We start from the raw sequence: 18,007 nt of genomic DNA, 5'->3' as shown, positions 1-18,007 counted from the left end.
TTATCTCAACATCGATTCAAGAGTGTGCAGTGGCGGTGCGCGCTACTGTGGGCCGCTCGCGGTCACTGGCGCCGGGTTTGAGGAACATCGTCAGCACCACCGAAAGCATCAGCGCACCGCTCATCAACAAGTACGACGCGCCGGGCGAACCGGTGGAGCTGTTCAGGTAACCGACCAGATAAGAACCGCCGAACGAACCCAGCGCGCCCATGCTGTTGATCAACGCCATGGCACCACCCGCCACGTTGGCCGGGAGGATTTCCGGAATGATTGCGAAGAACGGCCCGTAAGGCGCGTACATGCAGGCCCCGGCAATTACCAGCAAGGTGTAGGACCACCAGAAATGTTCAGCGCCCAATGCGTACGAGCCGTAGAAGGCAATCGAAGCAATCAGCAGCGGCGGCCAGACGAAACGTTTACGTTTTTGCAGCTTGTCCGAACCCCAGGACACCAGCAGCATGCCAATCACGGCCGCGAGGTACGGCAGCGCCGACAGCCAGCCGGCCTGGACCATGTCCATTTGCGCGCCGGCCTTGAGGATCGACGGCAGCCACAACACGAAACCGTACACGCCAATGCTCCAGCAGAAAAACTGCAGGGCCAGGATGATCACTTTGGGTGAGCGGAACGCTTCGGCGTAGTTCTTCACGGCCTTGATGCCGACCTGTTCGGCGGCCAGTGCGCTTTCCAGGTCCTGTTTTTCCTGATCGTTGAGCCACTTGGCTTGTGATGGACGATCATCGGCCAGACGCCACCAGATGAATGCCCACAACACCGCTGGCAAACCTTCGACGATGAACATCCAGCGCCAGCTGTAATGCTGCACCAGATAGCCCGAGACCACCGACATCCACAGCATGGTCACCGGGTTGCCGAGGATCAGAAAGGTGTTGGCCCGGGAACGTTCGGCGCGGGTGAACCAGTGGCACAGGTAGATCAGCATTGCCGGCATCACTGCCGCTTCGACCACGCCGAGCATGAAGCGAATGACGATCAGCCAGTAGGCATTGGAGACAATCCCGGTCAACGTCGCCAGGCTGCCCCAGAGGATCAGGCTGACGAAAATCAGCTTCTTCACACTGTGTTTCTGCGCGTAGATCGCGCCGGGTACCTGGAAGAAAAAGTAGCCGAGGAAGAACAGCGCGCCGAGCATCGACGACAGCCCTGGTGTGATCATCAGGTCCGCCGCCATGCCGGACGCGGCGGCGAATCCATAGTTGGCGCGATCCAGATACGCCAGGCTATAGGTGATGAACACGATGGGCATGATGTACCACCAGCGGCGGGTGGCGAGCGTTGCGGTTTTCATGGTGGTGCTCCTGAGCTTGTTGTTTTTGTCGCAGCAGGTAACGGTTTAAATCTTCGGTGCCTTTACTGGCCTCATCGCGAGCAAGCTCGCTCCCACAAGGGATCTAGGTTCGACACATATCCCCTGTGGGAACGAGCTTGCTCGCGATGGCGGCCTCAAATTCGCTGGCCATTTCGGCGCGGGTCGGCAACCCCTCCATATCCCCCCGACTCTGCACCGCACGGCTGCCAATCCAGTTGGCGCGTTTCACGGCCTCGACAACGCTTTGGTTTTCCAACAGCGCGCTGATCATGCCGACGGCAAAACCATCGCCGGCACCCACCGTATCGACCACTGTTTGCACCGGTACGCCAGCCACGAAACCTTGATCAAGATGTGTGCGGTAGTAAGCCCCGTGTGGGCCAAGCTTGATCGCCACGGCTTCGGCGCCCTGGTCGAGGTAGAAGGCGGCGATGTCGGCCGGGTCTTCGAAACCGCTCAGCAAGCGACCTTCGCTCAACCCCGGCAGGACCCAATGGGCGAGGGCGGCGAGGCGGTTGATCTCGGTGATCATTTGTCGTTCGCTGGCCCACAGGCTCGGGCGCAGGTTCGGGTCGAAGGACACACTGCGCCCGGCCTCGCGCATGCGGGTCATCAACTCGAACGACATCTGCCGCGCCGACTCCGACAGCGCCGGGGGAATGCCAGTGGCGTGCAGGTGTCGGGCCTTGAGCAATTCGGGCACGATCGAGTGCGGCGACAGGTGACTGGCCGCCGAACCACGGCGGAAGTACTCGACCACCGGATCGCTGCCATCGTCGGTGCGGGACTTGAGTTGAAAACCGGTCGGGTGGGCGGTGTCGATGTCGACGTGGCGGCAATCCAGGCCTTGTCTTTCCAGGGTGTCGACCACAAACCGGCCCAACGAATCGGCACCGACACGGCTCAGCCATGCCACGTTGAAGCCCAGTCGGGAAAGGCCAATGGCGACGTTGCTGTCAGCCCCGGCAATGCGTTTGTGGAAAGCGCCGACGCTGGCCAGATCGCCAGCCTGTTCGGCGACGAACATCGCCATGGTCTCGCCGAAGGACAGAATATCGATCTCAGACATGAGCACTCTCCAGCTGCGATTGGCCGAGGTGGGCGAGGGCAGCGACGTGCTCGGTGGTCAGTTGCACCAGGTCATCGCCTTGCAGCGGATATTCCGCGGCCCGCATAACGCCTTGGGCCATGTGCCGCAGCAGGTGTTCCCACTGTTGAAAATCGCTGGCAGCGGGTGGGATGGCCACCAGCTTGCCGTCGGCGCGGCGGGTCACCGCTTTGCAGTGCACGTAACCGACGTGACGCCCGAGCAAGCGCGCGGCGCTGGCGGCAGACTGGTCCTGCCAGTGCCAATTGCCGATATCGAAGGTCATCTTTATCGGCAAGTTGTGCTGCTCGACGTCCGCGAAAAAACGCTGGAAGGGTTCAATTCGGCCGCCGTGCAGGGTCTGGTCGTTTTCCACCAGCAACTGCACGGCGCTTTCGCCCAGCACACGGGCGAGGGTTTGCAGATCACTGTTGTCGGTGAAATAGCCCAGCGACACCTTCAGCCATTTGGCGCCGAATGCCTGGGCGCGTTGCAGGGCCGTGATCAGTTCGGCGTTGGGTTTGGATTGCCCGGCCAGCCATAGCTCCATGGGCGACGAATACACGCTCTGCAGGCCTTCTGCTTGTGTGGCATCGGCCAGTTGAGCGGGGTCTTCGATGGTCAGTAACTCTTCGCGCCACTCAATGCGCGTGGCGCCGGCGGCGGCGAGAATCTCGATGAAGCTGCCCTGGCCGCGTTGACGCACAAGGTCGGCGCCGTAGCTGGAAAGGCTGATGGAAACGGCTGGTCTATTCATTGTTTTTCTACCTCTGAAACCGGTTTCATTTTTGTTCAAAAAAATTTTCAGTGCTACTTGGGGCCTCTTCGCGAGCAGGCCTTAACATTCAACGCAAATTCCCACGGGTCGACCCCCGCACAATCAGCCGCGCCGAAAAATCCAGCGTCCGCACCGCCCCGTCATCCCCGCGCAGCCGCTTGAGCAGGCACTCAAAAGCACTGGCGCCCATCTCGGTGGTCGGCTGTGCGAGGGCGGTAATGCCGCTGCCCACCAGCGGGTACCAATCCAGGTCATCGAGGGCAATCAAGCCCACGTCATCGAACAGGTTGCACTTGAGTTCACGCAACGCATGAGTGCTGGCGAGCGCGGCAATCCCGTTCGCGCAAAACAGCGCCTTCGGGCCGGGGCCAGGCGTGTCGAGGAAGGATTTCAATTGTGCGGTCAGTTCGCTGCCTGTTTCGATGTGCGTGCCGCGAAGCGCCGGGCGTTGCTCGATTTGTGCCTTGAAGCTGCTGACCCGCTCAATTCGCGAACTGGTGCCATCAAGCGGCTCAGTCACCAGCAATACATCGCAATAACCGCGTTCTTCAAGGTGGTTAAGGGCCATGTCGATGGCCTGCGGGTTGTTCAGCCCGACCATATCGCTTCCAAGGTTCTCCACCTTGCGATCCAGCAGTACCAGGGGCATTTCCCGGTGCAGTTCGTGCAATTCGTCACGATGATGACCGAGGGTGTTCACGATCAGGCCTTCGATGTTGTACGAGCGCAGCAGGGCCAGGTGCTGGCGCTCTTGCTCGTCGTCGCGGTCGGTGTTGCACACCACCAGGCTATAGCCGTGCTGACGGCAGGCGGTTTCCACCCCGTGCATCACGGCAATTGAATAAGGGTTGCGGATATCGGCCACCAGCATGCCGATCAGGCGAGTGCGCCCGCGTTTCAGGCCACGGGCCATCTGGTTCGGGCGATAGCCGAGTTCGGCAATTGCCTGTTCGATGCGCTGGGCAATGGCATCGGAAAGCAGGGCGCGATCATCGCCAATGAACCGCGAAACGCTGGCCTTGGAGACCTTGGCGTGTTCGGCCACGTCGAGCATGGTCACGCGGCTGCGCTGGGCGGCGGAGAAATCGTTCACGGTCTGAAACCTTCTTATTGGATTTATAAGGTCGGGTGCTTCGTGAGATAGCACTGAAACCGGTTTCAGGAAACACCAAAAGCCAATTCGCCGTCAAGCCCCGGATGGTTGATTGTCGAACAATGAGCGACAAATGATATGCCATTTAACATAATATACATTATGCGTAACATCATACGCGGAGTTGGGAGCGCATGGTGGTCAGATTTGAAGCCAGGCACAGGCCTCGATCACTCTGCTGCAGTTCGTGCCTGCACCTCAATCAGGTAATCCAGGACCTCACGGATCGTGAGAACCTTGCACCTTGAATAGCCAACCATATTGGCCAGAGTCCACCGCAGCTCCTCATCAGTACCGGATCGGAAAATTTCCAGCTGCTCGACTCATACGGATACCGGCTGTTGGTGAACACGTCGCGGTATCTCTCGAAGGAATCTTCCTGGCTGTCCAGGGCCAAGCCGCTACGAATCGGTTCGGGCATCGCATGGAACAACGTCAATAGATCGTGCTTATGCCGCGGCCAACGCTAGACGTCGAGTTTGTAGATCTCGCCGGATGTGCCTTGATGCTGGTCAGGCACGGAAATAAAGCTCTTGAGCAGGGTTTCCATGTCAATCGCCGCATCGACCTGGGCAACGTGCGGTAGGTTCTGCACATCCAGAATCTCAGCGGCTTTCAGGTAATTGTGAGCGCATTAAAGCATCCAGCTTGGAAAATGAGCCATTGCATACTCCTTTGAGTGGCCACCGCAGATGGCTGTAGCCCTTTATTTACGGGGCTTGTTACCGAATACACGTATGTTTGAAAGATACAGCACATATTTGGAAGATAGCGAATAAGGGTGAGCTGCCTCTGGATCATCTGGTCAACTCCCCTCCTTCATTAATAACCAGAAATTATAACTAAACTAAATGGTTGTTTAGTTTAGCTAAGTTATAGGTCAGTATCGATGGTATTCGACTGGAGCTTCCACTCTTCCCCTCCCTCACTAATAGCCTTTAGACCGATCAACCACATTCAACAGAGGCATTCCCTCACGCTCTCTTCGGAGATTCTCAACTATCACTGCCACACCCCCCTCAATCTGCACATCGCTTGCAACATGAGGGGTCAGGAGCACTCGAGGGTGTTTCCAAAGTGGGTTGTCTTGAGAAGGAGGTTCTTGTACCAGGACATCCAGTATGGCTCCTCCCATACGGCCTTCATCCAACGCTGAAAGCAAAGCCGTTTCTATAACGTGGGCGCCACGCCCCACGTTAATCAGTCCAGCTCCATGAGGCAGGCAATCGAGCCTCGCAGCATTGAGTATCCCGTCTGTTTCGGGAGTCAGTGGCAACATGTTCACAAGGATGTCGCACTGCCCTAAAAACGCCTCCAGTTCGTCCGGGCCGACGTAACAGTGACCACCTGGCACCTCCTTCAAAGAACGATTCCAGCCACTGAGCTGAAATCCCAATGGCTGAAGGCGATCAAGCGCGGCACGTCCGAGATTGCCAACCCCCATGACACCAACACGCCGCTGTGAAGCATGCACGATTGGTCGAGGTTGCCAGCGACCACTTCGCTGGTCCTCTTGGTAAGCGAGGATTTCTCGATGCAAGGCAAGAACACCAAACAGAACATATTCGGCCATGATGTCAGCCATCGAGCTATCTACCAGCCGTATCAGCGACACGTTAGCAGGCAAACGAGCCAGATCGAACTGATCAACTCCAGCCCCTGCAGCGTAGAGAAGCCGAAGATTACCAAACTGTTCCACCAGGTTGGTTAGAGGCTCCCAAGCCAGGATGTAGTGCACCCCTGCCGGGCTACCGATATCAGGCCATTGGCGGAACTCTAGTTGTGGGGCGAGCGTTGCCAGGCAATCTCGCCATTTCTGCGCATCGGCGGGGTCGGCCATATACAGGATGCACATAGAAAACTCCCTATTCGACTTTCAGGTGCGCATAGCTATCAACGAAACGCTTAAATTTGTGTTTACCACAAGTGTACGCTTCATACTTCGCGGGTAGCGCTTCACTCACACAGGTTGGCACAGGCTCAACAATTGCATCAAAATCCAAATCAATAAAGAAAGGAATTGAATAGCGCTCTAGACCGCTAGTATTTATGACGCGATGCATTGTCGAGGTGTAGCGATCGTTGGTGAGGGTTTGAACCAGATCACCAATGTTGACGATAAAAGTGCCTTCAACGGGTGGGGCAGTAACCCACTCCCCTGCACGGTTCTTGACTTGTAAACCGCCAACTGTGTCTTGAGACAGGACTGTCAGGAAGCCGTAATCCGTGTGAGCACCAATACCGATCTCTTCCAGGGAGACCTTTCCTATCTGAGGCGGATAACGCAAAACGCGCTGAATAGTGATGGGCTTGCGTTGGCGTTGTTCAAAATAATTTTGCGGCAAATCCAGACTCAGCGCGATGCCGCCGATGAGCGTTCTCGCAAGCGCCAATACAGCTGAATGATAAGCCTCGGCAACCGTGTCGAATTGCGGCAGCCCGGCCGGCATTTGATTAGGGCCAAAAAACGGAGAAACTTCATCGTAATGGGCGCCGTAATCAAAGCACTCTTTGAAATCGCGCGTATTGGCTGGATCTACGTTTTCCGCATACATCGGGATGTAACCACGTAGCGTAAGCCCAGAGTTCACGATATTAAGTGAGTTCTTCTCGTCGGCTGGAAGCTTGAAAAAAAGTTTGGTGAGCCTGTACATCTCGTCTATCAGTTGCTGCGAAACACCATGGTTTTTTATATAAAAAAACCCCACCTTTTCGCACGCTTCACCTATCTGGCTTGCCACCCGCAGCGGATTTTCGCCGTTTATGAGTGGCGAAATATCAATGACCGGGATTTCAGTGAAGGCAGTTTGTTTGCTGGCCAAACGAATATCAAATAACTCAGTCACGCTTCTCTCCTTTCTAAATGGATGACAGACGCGGACGAGCGACATTCGTCCTTGTTTGGGCGGATGTTAATCCTGGTTTTTTTGGCACGCAAGCAAAATGTACACATGTGTCACCAATCGTTGACACAGGTGTACATTTATCCTAATTTTAAGTCGTCGAGCCTGATGAGGCCCACTTTGGAGCGCACCACGATGTCCAGCGATCCCTTGCTGCAACCCTATAAAATCAAAAACCTGACCCTCAGAAACCGGATCATGACCACCTCCCATGAACCGGCCTACCCTGTGGACGGTATGCCCAAGGATCTCTATCGCGCCTACCACGTGGAGCGCGCCAAAGCCGGTGTCGCCCTGACCATGACCGCCGGTTCCGCTGCCGTATCCCGAGACAGCCCGCCGGTGTTCAACAATGTGCTTGCCTACAAGGACGAAGTAGTCGGATGGTTGAAGGACCTGACCGATGAATGCCACGAACATGGCGCGGCAGTGATGATCCAGTTGACTCACCTGGGCCGTCGCACCCGCTGGGACAAGGCCGATTGGTTGCCGGTGGTGTCGCCGTCACACCGCCGCGAGGCGTCGCATCGCTCCTTCCCGAAGAAAATGGAGGAGTGGGACATCGAGCGGATCATCAAGGACTATGTAGACGCCGCGGAGCGCATGAAGGCGGCAGGTCTCGATGGCCTGGAGCTTCAGGCTTACGGGCATTTGATGGATCAGTTCTGGTCGCCGTTGACCAATGACCTCGACGGCCCTTACGGCGGGTCGCTGGAAAACCGCATGCGCTTTACCTTCGACATCCTGCGTGGCATCCGCCAGCGGGTAGGCGAAGATTTTCTGCTGGGAGTTCGCTACACCGGTGATGAAGAACTGCCCGGCGGCTTCACTGCCAGCGAGGGCATGCAGGTTTCTCACATGCTCAAGGACAGCGGACTGGTCGACTTCCTGAACGTCGTACGCGGTCACATCGATACGGATGCAGGGCTGACCGATGTCATCCCGATTCAGGGTATGCGCAACTCGCCCCATCTCGACTTCGCTGGCGAGATCCGCTCGTCTACGGGCTTTCCGACCTTCCACGCGGCGAAGATTCCCGACGTGGCCACCGCGCGCTACGCGATCGCCTCGGGCAAAGTGGACATGGTGGGCATGACCCGCGCGCATATGACCGATCCGCACATCGTGCGCAAAATCATCGAGAAGCGCGAAGAAGACATTCGCCCTTGCGTGGGCGCCAACTATTGCCTGGATCGCATCTATCAGGGCGGCGCGGCCTACTGCATCCACAACGCCGCGACGGGGCGGGAAACCACCATGCCTCATGACATTCCCAAAGCCGCGGTCAAGCGCAAGGTGTTGGTGGTCGGAACCGGCCCTGCCGGGCTGGAAGCGGCGCGGGTCGCCGGTGAGCGCGGCCATGACGTGACGGTGCTTGAAGCGGCTGATCAACCTGGTGGGCAAATTCGTCTGACTGCGCTGAGCGAGCGTCGTCGCGAGATGATCAGCATCATTGATTGGCGGATGGCACAATGCGAACGGCTGGGGGTGAAGTTTCACTTCAATACCTGGGCCGAAGCCGACACTGTGCAAGCCTTCGAGCCAGACGTGGTTATCGTCGCGACCGGCGGCCTGCCGGATACCGAGGTGCTCAGCAAAGGCAACGAACTCGTGGTTTCAACCTGGGACATCATTTCTGGCGACATCAAGCCCGGTCGCAACGTACTGATCTTCGACGATGCGGGGGATCATGCTGCCCTGCAGGCTGCCGAGGTCATCGCGCAAAGCGGTGCGAGAGTCGAAATCGTCACCCCTGACCGCTCGTTTGCACCTGAAGTCATGGCCATGAACCTGGTGCCCTACATGCGCAGCCTGCAGGATCTGGACGTCACCTTCACCGTGACCTACCGGGTCGATACAGTGGAAAAACGTGATGGCGGGCTCGTTGCAACCTTTGGCAGCGATTACGGACAGGTTCACAAGCAGCGCGTGGTCGATCAGGTGGTCGTCAACCACGGCACCCTTCCGCTGGATGACTTGTACTTCGAGCTGCGTCCTCTCTCCACCAATGGCGGCGCGGTAGAGCAGCATGACCTGATCGCTGGCACGGCACAGAACATCGTCACCCATCCCGAAGGACGCTTCCAACTGTTCCGGATCGGCGACGCCGTGTCTGCTCGCAACACTCACGCGGCCATCTACGACGCTTTGCGCCTGGTGAAAGAAATCTGAACCCCTGGCACGTCTGGTGCGGTCAAGGGACGCACGGAGCTTCCCATGACGCCTTCGGCAGTGAAGGCCCTTCACGGCCCTTCACTGTTATCCCCTGCCCTGCTACATTCCCCGCCGCGCAACCTCAGCGCCTGCATTGACTGCCCGCCCCACAATGCAGTCGATGCCCTGATCGGCCATCGACTGCAGCGCTGCTGCCGTCACGCCACGGTAAGCCATCAACGACTCAATCATTTGCCGCGGATCGCGGCTGGCAAGCATCTGGCCGCCCCCCACCACCACGCCTTGTGCAGCGCGCTGTGCGATGGCAAGGGGAATTCCCGCTGCCACCGCCTGATTAGTCAGTGCCATTTGCAACATTGCCGGAAAGGCCGGCCCAGTCCCGGACAAGGCGCTGAGGTAATCAATACAGTCCTCATCAGGCACTTCGTCCGCTGAACCTACGCACTCGAACAGTCGTTGCACCCACTGGCGGTCGCATTCAACAAGGTTTCCGGCACAGTACCAGGGCGTAAACGACTGCCTGATTTCCACGGCCGCATTCGGCATGGCCCGCACCACTGCATCCGCACCGGTGGCCGCGCTGATGGATGCCGCCGGAACTCCGGCCATCAGGGAAATCACCCGCTTGCCGCGGGCGTTGATCTGCAGTTCACGAAACTGCTCCGGTCGGATGGACAGCACGACAATATCGCTGAGGTCCACCAACTGCTGGTTGTCAGCCAGCAGTCTCACGCCTGGCTCGAAGGGACTGACGCCGGAGCGGTTCGAGATCAATAAGCGGTCAGGCCCGATGACCCCGCTATCGAGCAGCGCCTGGGCGATTGCGCGCCCGAGCCAGCCGGTACCTCCGATGATGCCCAGAGTTCTATTCTCCATCGGCAGTCGACTCCTCGAATGTATCGACCAAGGGAACGAAAACGCCGGGCTCTTTTTCCGCGTAGCCGAACTTTCCATAAAAGCGGTCCAGCTCTCGCCGCTTAGGTACTTTGCCGGTGAACACACTCACGTACTGAGGAATCCGTCGAAATCTAACGACGATATCTTCACTGGTTTTCATGGAGATGTAGCCAATCTGCGTGAGGTAGATCGTCCTGGCCCGAACGTCGGCACCCTCGCCGTCGTAGCCAAACCGTCGGAACATCGCGGCCAGGGCATTCATCCGAGCCTCATCGGCCAAAGCGATTTCAGCAGTGACCTCGTCCGATTGCAGCGCCCAACTGCGCACGGCAAATTCGAACTGCGAGTCGAACAGTTCAGGGTTCACCCAGCATTCGAAGACGTTGAGAATCGCTTCGGAAATACTTTCTGCGTAACTCTCGCATTGGCTGACCATACCGCCGGTGTTCTTGTCCCGCCATCGAGCCAGGAGTGCCGCGAGCAGCTGTTCGCGATCTTCATAGAACCAGTAAAAGCTGGTACGGGACAAATTCAAGCGTTTGGCCAGCGGCATCACCCGCACAGCATCAACACCCGACTCCTTCAGGGCATCATAGGCGGCGTCCAGCCAACCATCGACGGAGCCTCGCCAGCCGGCGTCCTGCGCTTTGGTTTTCGCCCTTCCTGTCTGTGACATTCGGGTGCACCTTTATTTGAAAATTCTTCGACACTGTACACCCCAGGATCTTTGGCGTACACGGCATGTACAGGGGCGTACATTTTCGAGACGATCAATCGCCAAATCAATAGAGCACGCCATCAATGACCCGAATCAATTAATTTTTTGAAAAAGTGCGGACACTTTTATCAAGACTTCGCCGACACCAGAAAAACTATCGAGTCAGAAATTTCAGGATAACGCCACGTTATCTTTGGCCCTGTAAAAAAGTTGCTGGACGCTGCGATCCATTGAAATTAAATAATGACTCCGCCAAAAACTTACCAGGTAGGTTGTCCTATGAAATTCAATAATAAAGTGGTGGTCATTACGGGCGCTGCCGGAGGTGTCGGACAGGCGTTAGCATTATTGTTCGCCCGAGAAGGCGCAAAGCTTGTTTTATCTGATCTTGACGAAGCCGGTTGCAAATCAATCTTAGCCAAAGTTCGTGACCTGGGCGCGGAAGTACTCTATGTGGCAGGCGATTTACGCCGAAAAGAATATTGCGAAGCGATTGTCCAAACGGCCGTCGATGTTTTTTCGGGGATCGATATCGTATTGAACAATGCGGGCATCATTCCCCGTGGCACGATAGAGGAAACCACTGACGACATGTGGTTCGACGCCATGGGCGTAAACCTGAATGCGGTGTTCTTCATCTGCCGTGCCGCGATACCGCACATGAAAAATCGCCCGGGCGCCGCAATCGTCAACACATCATCTGTCTGGGGAATTTATCCAGGCCCCGCCCACGTGGCGTATTGCACAAGCAAAGGGGCCGTTGCGGCTTTAACCAAAAATCTGGGCCGCGATTGCGCCCCTTTGGGCATCCGTGTCAACGCCGTGTGCCCGCACGAAATCAATACCCCGATGATACGCAGCGGCTTTGAACGTCGCGGCCTGGATCCGGACAAAGCCGTGCAAGAGCTAAACAAGAGCGTCCCACTAGGCCGTATCGCCGAGCCCGAAGACATTGCGGATGTCATCGCATTTCTGGCGTCCGACGAGGCCAGGTACATCGCCGGTGAAACGGTAGAAGTCACAGGCGCCAAGCCGGTGTCCGGCTAAGGAGAGGTAGCGATGCTCAACGGTAAAAATGTAGTGGTGACCGGGGGCGGCAGAGGGATTGGCCGAGGCATCACCGAACAATTGCTTGAGGCGGGAGCTACTGTGTTGATCGCTCAGCGTCAGGCACTGGACGTCGACTTGCAAAGTCACCCTCAGGTCTATTTCGTCGAGGCAGATCTCGCTTCGGTGGAGTCTCCAGGTTTGATCGCGCAAATAGCCCGGGAGCAGCTCGGCGGAGTCGATGTCCTGGTGAATAATGCGGGGTTCATGTTCGAGAAATCGATTGATGAGATGACCGAGCAGGACTGGGATCGCATGATGGCTGTCAATCTGCGGGCACCAGCGTTCTTGTGCAAGGCGTTGGTGCCTCAGATGCGTCAGCGAGGCGGTGGCAGCATCATCAACATCGGGTCGATCGAAGGGATAGGCGCCAACCCTGAACATGCCGCGTACTGTGCCTCCAAGGCTGGCATCCATGGGCTGACCCGAGCCTTGGCAGTCGATCTCGGACGGGACGGCATTCGCTGCAATGCCATTGCTCCAGGGTGGATAAACTCCGAGTTGAGTGATGCATATCTCGCCGCTCAAGCTGATCCGCATGCGGCGCGCCAGGCACTCCAGCGTCTTCACCCGGTCGGACGTACCGGATTGCCGGCGGATGTTGGCGGGACAGTCGTTTTCCTCGCTTCGCAGTCATCGGCCTTCATTACCGGACAGGTGCTCGTGGTGGATGGGGGGCGCACAGCGAAACTGCCACTGCCGTTTTGATCGAATCAGCCTGACAACCTGACTTGCAACGGAGGGAGTCACTTACTCTCCTCCGCTGCAAAATTTCGTGACGGGCACGTATTGATTGCTTGGGCGCTTTGTTCTCTATCAGGCAATTGCCACCATCGACCACCAGCAATTCACCGGTAATGTAACCGGACTCCGGTGACGCCAGGAGCGTAACGGCAGCAGCCAGTTCCCCTGGGCGACCTGCCCTGCCAACCGGGACATACTTCGCTGCATTCTCTTCCTCTGGAGTGTTCACGCCTTGGCTTTAATCGCATACAGCCCACCGATAATAACCAACGCTGCTCCGACAACTACCCATGTGTCGGGGTGCTCGGCAAAGACGATCACACCAATCAAAGTGGCGAACACCAGAAGCGCATAGTTGAAAGGTTGCAGGGTAGAAGCGGTTGCGTATTTCAGTGCTTGAATGAACAGAATCTGAGCGACTACGCCCGTCAATGACAGGATCCCCATCAAGAGGCCCTGGACCGGAGTCGGAGAAACCCATGCGGGTAGCCCCGCAAATGTGACTGTCAGGGCACCCACACTTGCCATAAAGAGCATGTTCGTAGCAAAGGCGTCGTGCTGGCTAATCCGGCGCGTCAGTACGTTGAACACCGCGAATGCTAAAGCAGCCAGCAGGGGAATCAGCGCCGCGAGTTCAAAAACGCCCGCGCCTGGTCGAAGGATGATCAGTGTCCCGGTGAACCCTATGGCGGCGGCAATCCAGCGCCGCAGACCTATGAACTCCCCAAGCATGGCCCCCGCCAATGCCAGTGCCATCAGCGGAAATACGGCATAGAGCGCATGCATTTCGGCCAGGCCCAAATATCGTAGCCCCACTGCAAACAGTATGGTTTCACCCACGGCTAACAGCGCTCGAATGATTTGGAGCCAAGGGTGCTTACTGCGAAAAGACTCTTTGCCCCTACCTTGGCAGGCGGCATATCCGAGGGCAAAAACGACAAACACCCAATAGCGCACCATGACCAGTTGGGCAACCGGGAAGTCTTTGACAAGCACCTTGGTTAGTCCGTCCTGGCTCGCAAAGATAAGCATTGAAAGCAGGCATAAAAAAATCCCGAGTTGAGGCCTTGCGACGCCAGCACCAGCGGTAACGGTGGGCGCAGCATTTTTTGTTTGGTCGCACTTCAATCGCAACTCGGTCATGCCCTCCTCCCTTAACTTTTTGCGACAGCCCGGTTTTTACTTCACCAACCGCGTTTCTCTCGAAGGCCGGTAACCGAAGTACGAGCTGTAGCATTTACTGAAATGGCTCGGTGAAACAAAGCCGCACGCGACCAGCACGTCAACCTGAGACAGCTCTGTGTGCTGAAGTAATCGCCGTGCTTCGGTAATGCGCAATTCCAGGTAATACCGTTGCGGCGTGGTACCCAGTTGCTCTTTGAACAAGCGCTCTATTTGTCGACGGGAACGACCGGCATAGACCGCAAGTTGGTCCATTTGCAACGGTTCTTCCAGGTTGGCATCCATCAGTTTGACCACCTCTTTGAGGGGGGCACTCAACGAGATGTTCTGTGTCGGTTTGATACGCCGATACCGCGACTCTTCGAAAGACAGAATGTCTTCGATGCCCTCGACAAGTGCCTTGCCGTGCAGCCCTTTGATCCACTCGAGAGCCATATGATAGGCACCCGCCGGACTCGAAGCCGTGAGCCGGTCTCGATCCATGACAAATGCTTCACTGGTGACATGCGTGACTTTTGAAATTTCTGCGAGCGCGGGTCGGTGTTCGGGATGAATCGCACAACGATATCCCTCAAGCAAACCTGACACGCCCAAAAACCACGCCCCATTCCACAGCCCGGCCAGGGTGATACCCAGTTCCGATGCCGTTTTAAGGATGCTGATCAGCTCGTGATTGACTTTGAGTTCGGTGCGATAGCCGCCGCATATGACCAGCAAATCAAGGTCTTTGAGTGCTGCCACGTCCAAACGCGCATCCGGTCGAATGACCAGGCCAAGGTCGCTGGTAACCTCTCCATCCTGCACCCCGAAGGTTCGTGAAGAGAACAACGCCGGACGCAAAAGGTTGGCAGTGACAATCGTATCGAGCGCTTGCGTAAATGCAGGCAACGAGAAGTGCTCGAGCAGTAAAAATCCTGCCCGGGCATGGGCCGTCGACTCACTCCGGGTCTCTTCCACATAGCGCAGGTTTTTACCTTTCATACACCCGCTGAAGTCTCGTCGTTCGATCACTTTAAGCCTCGCTTGTTTACACTGACGAACGTCGCCGACGTTCAGCCGCCCCCTTCAAAGGAGTTTACTGGGCGAGTGACGCTGCAACGCGCCCCGTGACAGTCGATCCAACAGCAGCGCAATAGCGACAATGGCCAGGCCTGCTCGAAGGCCCAATCCCATCTCCATCCTCGAGAGGCCACGAGTCACTTCAGCCCCCAGACCGCCCGCCCCCACCAAACCTGCCAGCACCACCATCGCCAACGACATGAGGATACATTGGTTCAGGCCTACCAACAGCGTGGGAGCGGCAGTCGGCAGTTCAATTTTGAACAGAATGTCTTTAGGTGAAGCACCGGACGCCTGGCCCAACTCAAGGAGATCCTTGGGCAGCTGCTTGAAGGCCAGGGTCGTCAATCTGAGCATCGGCGGGATGCCGTAAACAATCGTTGCGATGATCGCGGGCACCCGTCCCAAGCTGAACAGCATCACGGCGGGGATCAGGTATACCCAGGGCGGCACCGTTTGCATGATGTTCAGAATCGGCAGCAACGCTTCATCTACACGCTTCACCCGGGCGGCCAGAACCCCCAGCGGGAAAGCGATGGCGACAGAGATCAGGACCGACACGCTGACCAGCGCAATCGTCTGGATGGACGCGACCCAAAGGCCCGCGAACAAACAGAAAGCCAACATCAGCACAGCGAAAACAGCAACTCGTTTATTGGCAAAAAAGAACGCCGCAACGACGACAATACCGATGAAGAAGTACGGATGGGGAGCAAGCAGCGCCCCCTCCACTGCGCCGAGTACCGCCTCAATGACCTGACTGATCCCTTTGAACAATCCATGTAAATTAGTGTTCAGCCAGTCAACGGCGGGAGCCAGGTAATCGCCTGGAGAAAATTGAATGTGCGTTGTCATTGGGAAGCCCTCACCCGCGCCTGTGCAGCACTCTGCGCCAGACGATCCAGGATCATGGTCAGGATAACGATAGCGATGGCCGCGTTGATCGACTTGGCGATATCCAACGTACGGATGGAACCGTAAATCGCCTCGCCCAAACCGCCCGAACCCACAATACCGGCGATGACGACCATACCGAACGCCATCATCAAGCTTTGGTTGACACCGGCCATGATGCTGGGCAAGGCGAACGGTAAGCGGATCTTGAAAAACATCTGGATTCCAGTCACACCGCTGGCCTCTCCCAACTCGATGAACTCCTTGGGTGTCATGCGAATACCCAGGGAGGTCAGTCGTAGCGCAGGGGGAAGCGCGACGATAAAAGTCGCCAACAGCGCCGTGGCAGGGCCGTAGCCGAGCAGTGCAATGGCCGGTAGCAGGTAGATGTAGGGCGGCATCGTCTGGATCAAATCCAGACAAGGATCAACCACGCGATCAAAGGCCGGCGCCAGACCGGCAATGACCCCCAGCGGAATGGCGACAACCAGTGCCAGGACAGTTGCTGTGAGCACCAGGGCAAGCGTGCTGACTGTCTCTGGCCACAAGCCGATGAGGTCGCAAAACAACAGGGCCAAACCTGCAAGAATTGCAAAGCGAACGCCAGCCAGACGCCAGCCAATCCACGCCATGACAATCGCTACAACGTAGTGCGGTGGATAGGCGACACACCACAGCACGCCTTCGTAAATGCCATTGAGCACCGCATTGACGGCATCGAACACGAACTCGCCATTATCTGAAAGCCATTCCAGTCCTGTATCAATGGATGCATCGAACTGACTGGAAAAATCCGGCATGCTCATGCGGACGCCTCCATCGCGTTGGCCGTAGCTACGGGCGCCAACTCGTTGGGAATACCTTGAACGCCACGCAGCAGATCACGAGGCGTGATGATCCCGACCACTGTTCCGTTATCGACCACGGCAAGCCCGTCCCGCCTGGACTTCATCGTCAAGCTGATAAGCTCATCGATATCGGCGTCAAGCGAGGTTTGGATGAGCCGGGAAATATCGCAAGTCGGCTGTGCAGCCTTGTAGGCCTGGACAGACGTCATGACCGAGTGAGCCTTGACCAGATGCAATCGGGAAATGCCGGCGACGAATTCCGCCACGTAGTCGTCAGCCGGGTTGAGCACGATTTCCTCGGCGGTGCCAACCTGAATGATGGCGCCATCCTTCATGATTGCAATGCGGTCACCGATGCGGATGGCCTCGTCCAGGTCGTGTGTAATAAACACCGCGGACTTGCCCAGCTCCTTGGTCAGCAGGCGGAACTCATCCTGCAACTGTCGGCGAATCAGCGGATCAAGCGCGCTGAACGGCTCATCCATCAAAATTATTTCTGGGTCAGCTGTGAGTGCACGCGCCAGTCCGACCCGTTGTTGCATGCCGCCTGACAGTTCGCTTGGATAGCGTGAAGTCCACTCGCTCAATCCAACCTTTGCCAGCGCCTGCTCGGCCACTTTGTAACGTGCAGCCTTGCCCACGCCCTGGACTTCCAGGCCAAACGCGGTGTTCTCAAGAACCGTACGGTTAGGCAGCAAGGCAACGCTTTGAAAGACCATACCGATGTGACGCGCCCTCACCTCTCGCAGTTGTGCCGGCGACAAGGATGAAACGTCCTTGCCTTTGACCAGCACCTTCCCCGAGCTTGGGGTGATCAGCTTGTTCAGCAACCTTATAAGGGTGGATTTGCCACTGCCGGACAAACCCATGATGCAAAAAATTTCCCCCCGGCGAACCTGGAGACTGACATCGGAAACCCCGACCACGCAGCCATGGTTTTGCAGGATCTGGGTCTTTGAAAGACCCTGCTGGACAACCGCGTCCATGGCTGCCGGTGCATTTTTACCGAAGATTTTCCAAACCGACTGGCAATCTACCAGCACTTCGTCAGTATTAATTGTGGCCATTGTCATTTCGCAATCCATCGAACCAGTTGTTTGCTGGTTTCTTTAATTAATCAAAGGGCGGCAGT

At 56.9% G+C, this 18,007-nt stretch carries 17 protein-coding genes and 1 pseudogene; 3 read left to right on the top strand and 15 right to left on the bottom strand.

The window, feature by feature from the left end; genetic code table 11:
• Nucleotides 1–16: 16 nt before the first annotated feature.
• The 7 genes from ACM6G4_RS20430 to ACM6G4_RS20400 all read right to left on the bottom strand — a co-directional run bounded on the left by ACM6G4_RS20430 (nt 17) and on the right by ACM6G4_RS20400 (nt 7,194).
• Nucleotides 17–1,309: an MFS transporter gene (locus ACM6G4_RS20430; RefSeq protein ID WP_056724869.1), complete on the bottom strand. Its 1,293-nt coding sequence runs from the start codon at nt 1,307–1,309 to the stop codon at nt 17–19.
• Between the two features lie 103 nt (nt 1,310–1,412).
• Nucleotides 1,413–2,399, bottom strand: a complete 987-nt coding sequence (locus ACM6G4_RS20425; RefSeq protein ID WP_414914472.1) for a sugar kinase — start codon at nt 2,397–2,399, stop codon at nt 1,413–1,415.
• The gene (locus ACM6G4_RS20420; protein WP_056724865.1) at nt 2,392–3,174 is read right to left on the bottom strand and encodes a sugar phosphate isomerase/epimerase family protein; all 783 of its coding nucleotides are present in this window, start codon (nt 3,172–3,174) and stop codon (nt 2,392–2,394) included. Before ACM6G4_RS20420 ends, ACM6G4_RS20425 begins: the two co-directional genes overlap by 8 nt.
• 88 nt (nt 3,175–3,262) lie before the next feature.
• Entirely contained in the window at nt 3,263–4,288 is a 1,026-nt protein-coding gene (locus tag ACM6G4_RS20415) for a LacI family DNA-binding transcriptional regulator (protein ID WP_414914471.1), read from the bottom strand.
• Between the two features lie 526 nt (nt 4,289–4,814).
• Complete coding sequence (locus tag ACM6G4_RS20410) at nt 4,815–4,943, bottom strand: hypothetical protein (protein WP_263291639.1); 129 nt, start codon at nt 4,941–4,943, stop codon at nt 4,815–4,817.
• 333 nt (nt 4,944–5,276) lie between these two features.
• The gene (locus tag ACM6G4_RS20405) at nt 5,277–6,203 is read right to left on the bottom strand and encodes a 2-hydroxyacid dehydrogenase (RefSeq protein ID WP_056724862.1); all 927 of its coding nucleotides are present in this window, start codon (nt 6,201–6,203) and stop codon (nt 5,277–5,279) included.
• A gap of 10 nt (nt 6,204–6,213) precedes the next feature.
• Entirely contained in the window at nt 6,214–7,194 is a 981-nt protein-coding gene (locus tag ACM6G4_RS20400) for an isopenicillin N synthase family dioxygenase (protein WP_056724860.1), read from the bottom strand.
• Nucleotides 7,195–7,386: 192 nt separating this feature from the next.
• Here ACM6G4_RS20400 and ACM6G4_RS20395 point away from each other — a divergent pair, with 192 nt between their 5' ends.
• Nucleotides 7,387–9,423, top strand: coding sequence for an NADH:flavin oxidoreductase (locus tag ACM6G4_RS20395; protein WP_056724858.1), 2,037 nt, complete (start codon nt 7,387–7,389; stop codon nt 9,421–9,423).
• Between the two features lie 102 nt (nt 9,424–9,525).
• On the opposite strand, the gene ACM6G4_RS20390 is transcribed toward ACM6G4_RS20395, so the two are convergent.
• Together ACM6G4_RS20390 and ACM6G4_RS20385 are read right to left on the bottom strand one after the other, a co-directional pair.
• Nucleotides 9,526–10,302 carry a pyrroline-5-carboxylate reductase family protein gene (locus tag ACM6G4_RS20390; protein WP_056724857.1) on the bottom strand — a complete coding sequence of 259 codons (777 nt, stop codon included), beginning with the start codon at nt 10,300–10,302 and terminating at the stop codon, nt 9,526–9,528.
• Complete coding sequence (locus tag ACM6G4_RS20385) at nt 10,292–10,999, bottom strand: TetR/AcrR family transcriptional regulator (RefSeq protein WP_056724856.1); 708 nt, start codon at nt 10,997–10,999, stop codon at nt 10,292–10,294. The genes ACM6G4_RS20390 and ACM6G4_RS20385 overlap by 11 nt, the downstream gene beginning before the upstream one ends.
• Nucleotides 11,000–11,320: 321 nt before the next feature.
• Between ACM6G4_RS20385 and ACM6G4_RS20380 the strand changes: the two genes are divergently transcribed.
• Both ACM6G4_RS20380 and ACM6G4_RS20375 read left to right on the top strand, forming a co-directional pair.
• Nucleotides 11,321–12,088: an SDR family NAD(P)-dependent oxidoreductase gene (locus tag ACM6G4_RS20380; RefSeq protein ID WP_056724853.1), complete on the top strand. Its 768-nt coding sequence runs from the start codon at nt 11,321–11,323 to the stop codon at nt 12,086–12,088.
• A 12-nt stretch (nt 12,089–12,100) separates the two neighbouring features.
• Nucleotides 12,101–12,856, top strand: coding sequence for an SDR family NAD(P)-dependent oxidoreductase (locus ACM6G4_RS20375; protein ID WP_056724851.1), 756 nt, complete (start codon nt 12,101–12,103; stop codon nt 12,854–12,856).
• A gap of 91 nt (nt 12,857–12,947) precedes the next feature.
• Here the strand turns inward: ACM6G4_RS20375 and ACM6G4_RS20370 are convergent.
• The 6 genes and pseudogenes from ACM6G4_RS20370 to ACM6G4_RS20345 form a co-directional block, all read right to left on the bottom strand.
• Nucleotides 12,948–13,124 (bottom strand): annotated as a pseudogene (locus tag ACM6G4_RS20370) (SDR family oxidoreductase); the annotation flags it as partial.
• The gene (locus ACM6G4_RS20365; RefSeq protein WP_082562963.1) at nt 13,118–14,035 is read right to left on the bottom strand and encodes a DMT family transporter; all 918 of its coding nucleotides are present in this window, start codon (nt 14,033–14,035) and stop codon (nt 13,118–13,120) included. The pseudogene ACM6G4_RS20370 and the gene ACM6G4_RS20365, both read right to left, overlap by 7 nt.
• Before the next feature lie 36 nt (nt 14,036–14,071).
• On the bottom strand, nt 14,072–15,085 hold the full coding sequence (locus tag ACM6G4_RS20360; protein WP_177336472.1) for a GlxA family transcriptional regulator: 1,014 nt from the start codon (nt 15,083–15,085) through the stop codon (nt 14,072–14,074).
• Between the two features lie 54 nt (nt 15,086–15,139).
• On the bottom strand, nt 15,140–15,988 hold the full coding sequence (locus tag ACM6G4_RS20355; RefSeq protein WP_056724848.1) for an ABC transporter permease: 849 nt from the start codon (nt 15,986–15,988) through the stop codon (nt 15,140–15,142).
• Entirely contained in the window at nt 15,985–16,833 is an 849-nt protein-coding gene (locus tag ACM6G4_RS20350) for an ABC transporter permease (protein WP_414914470.1), read from the bottom strand. The genes ACM6G4_RS20355 and ACM6G4_RS20350 overlap by 4 nt, the downstream gene beginning before the upstream one ends.
• Nucleotides 16,830–17,948, bottom strand: coding sequence for a quaternary amine ABC transporter ATP-binding protein (locus ACM6G4_RS20345; RefSeq protein ID WP_414914497.1), 1,119 nt, complete (start codon nt 17,946–17,948; stop codon nt 16,830–16,832). Before ACM6G4_RS20345 ends, ACM6G4_RS20350 begins: the two co-directional genes overlap by 4 nt.
• Nucleotides 17,949–18,007 lie beyond the last annotated feature (59 nt).

The organism is Pseudomonas sp. IT-P258, assembly GCF_949767825.1.
GTDB classification, from domain to species: domain Bacteria; phylum Pseudomonadota; class Gammaproteobacteria; order Pseudomonadales; family Pseudomonadaceae; genus Aquipseudomonas; species Aquipseudomonas monachiensis.
The sequence above is the reverse complement of the archived record's forward strand: the minus strand, read 5'-3'. Positions and strand labels throughout refer to the sequence as shown.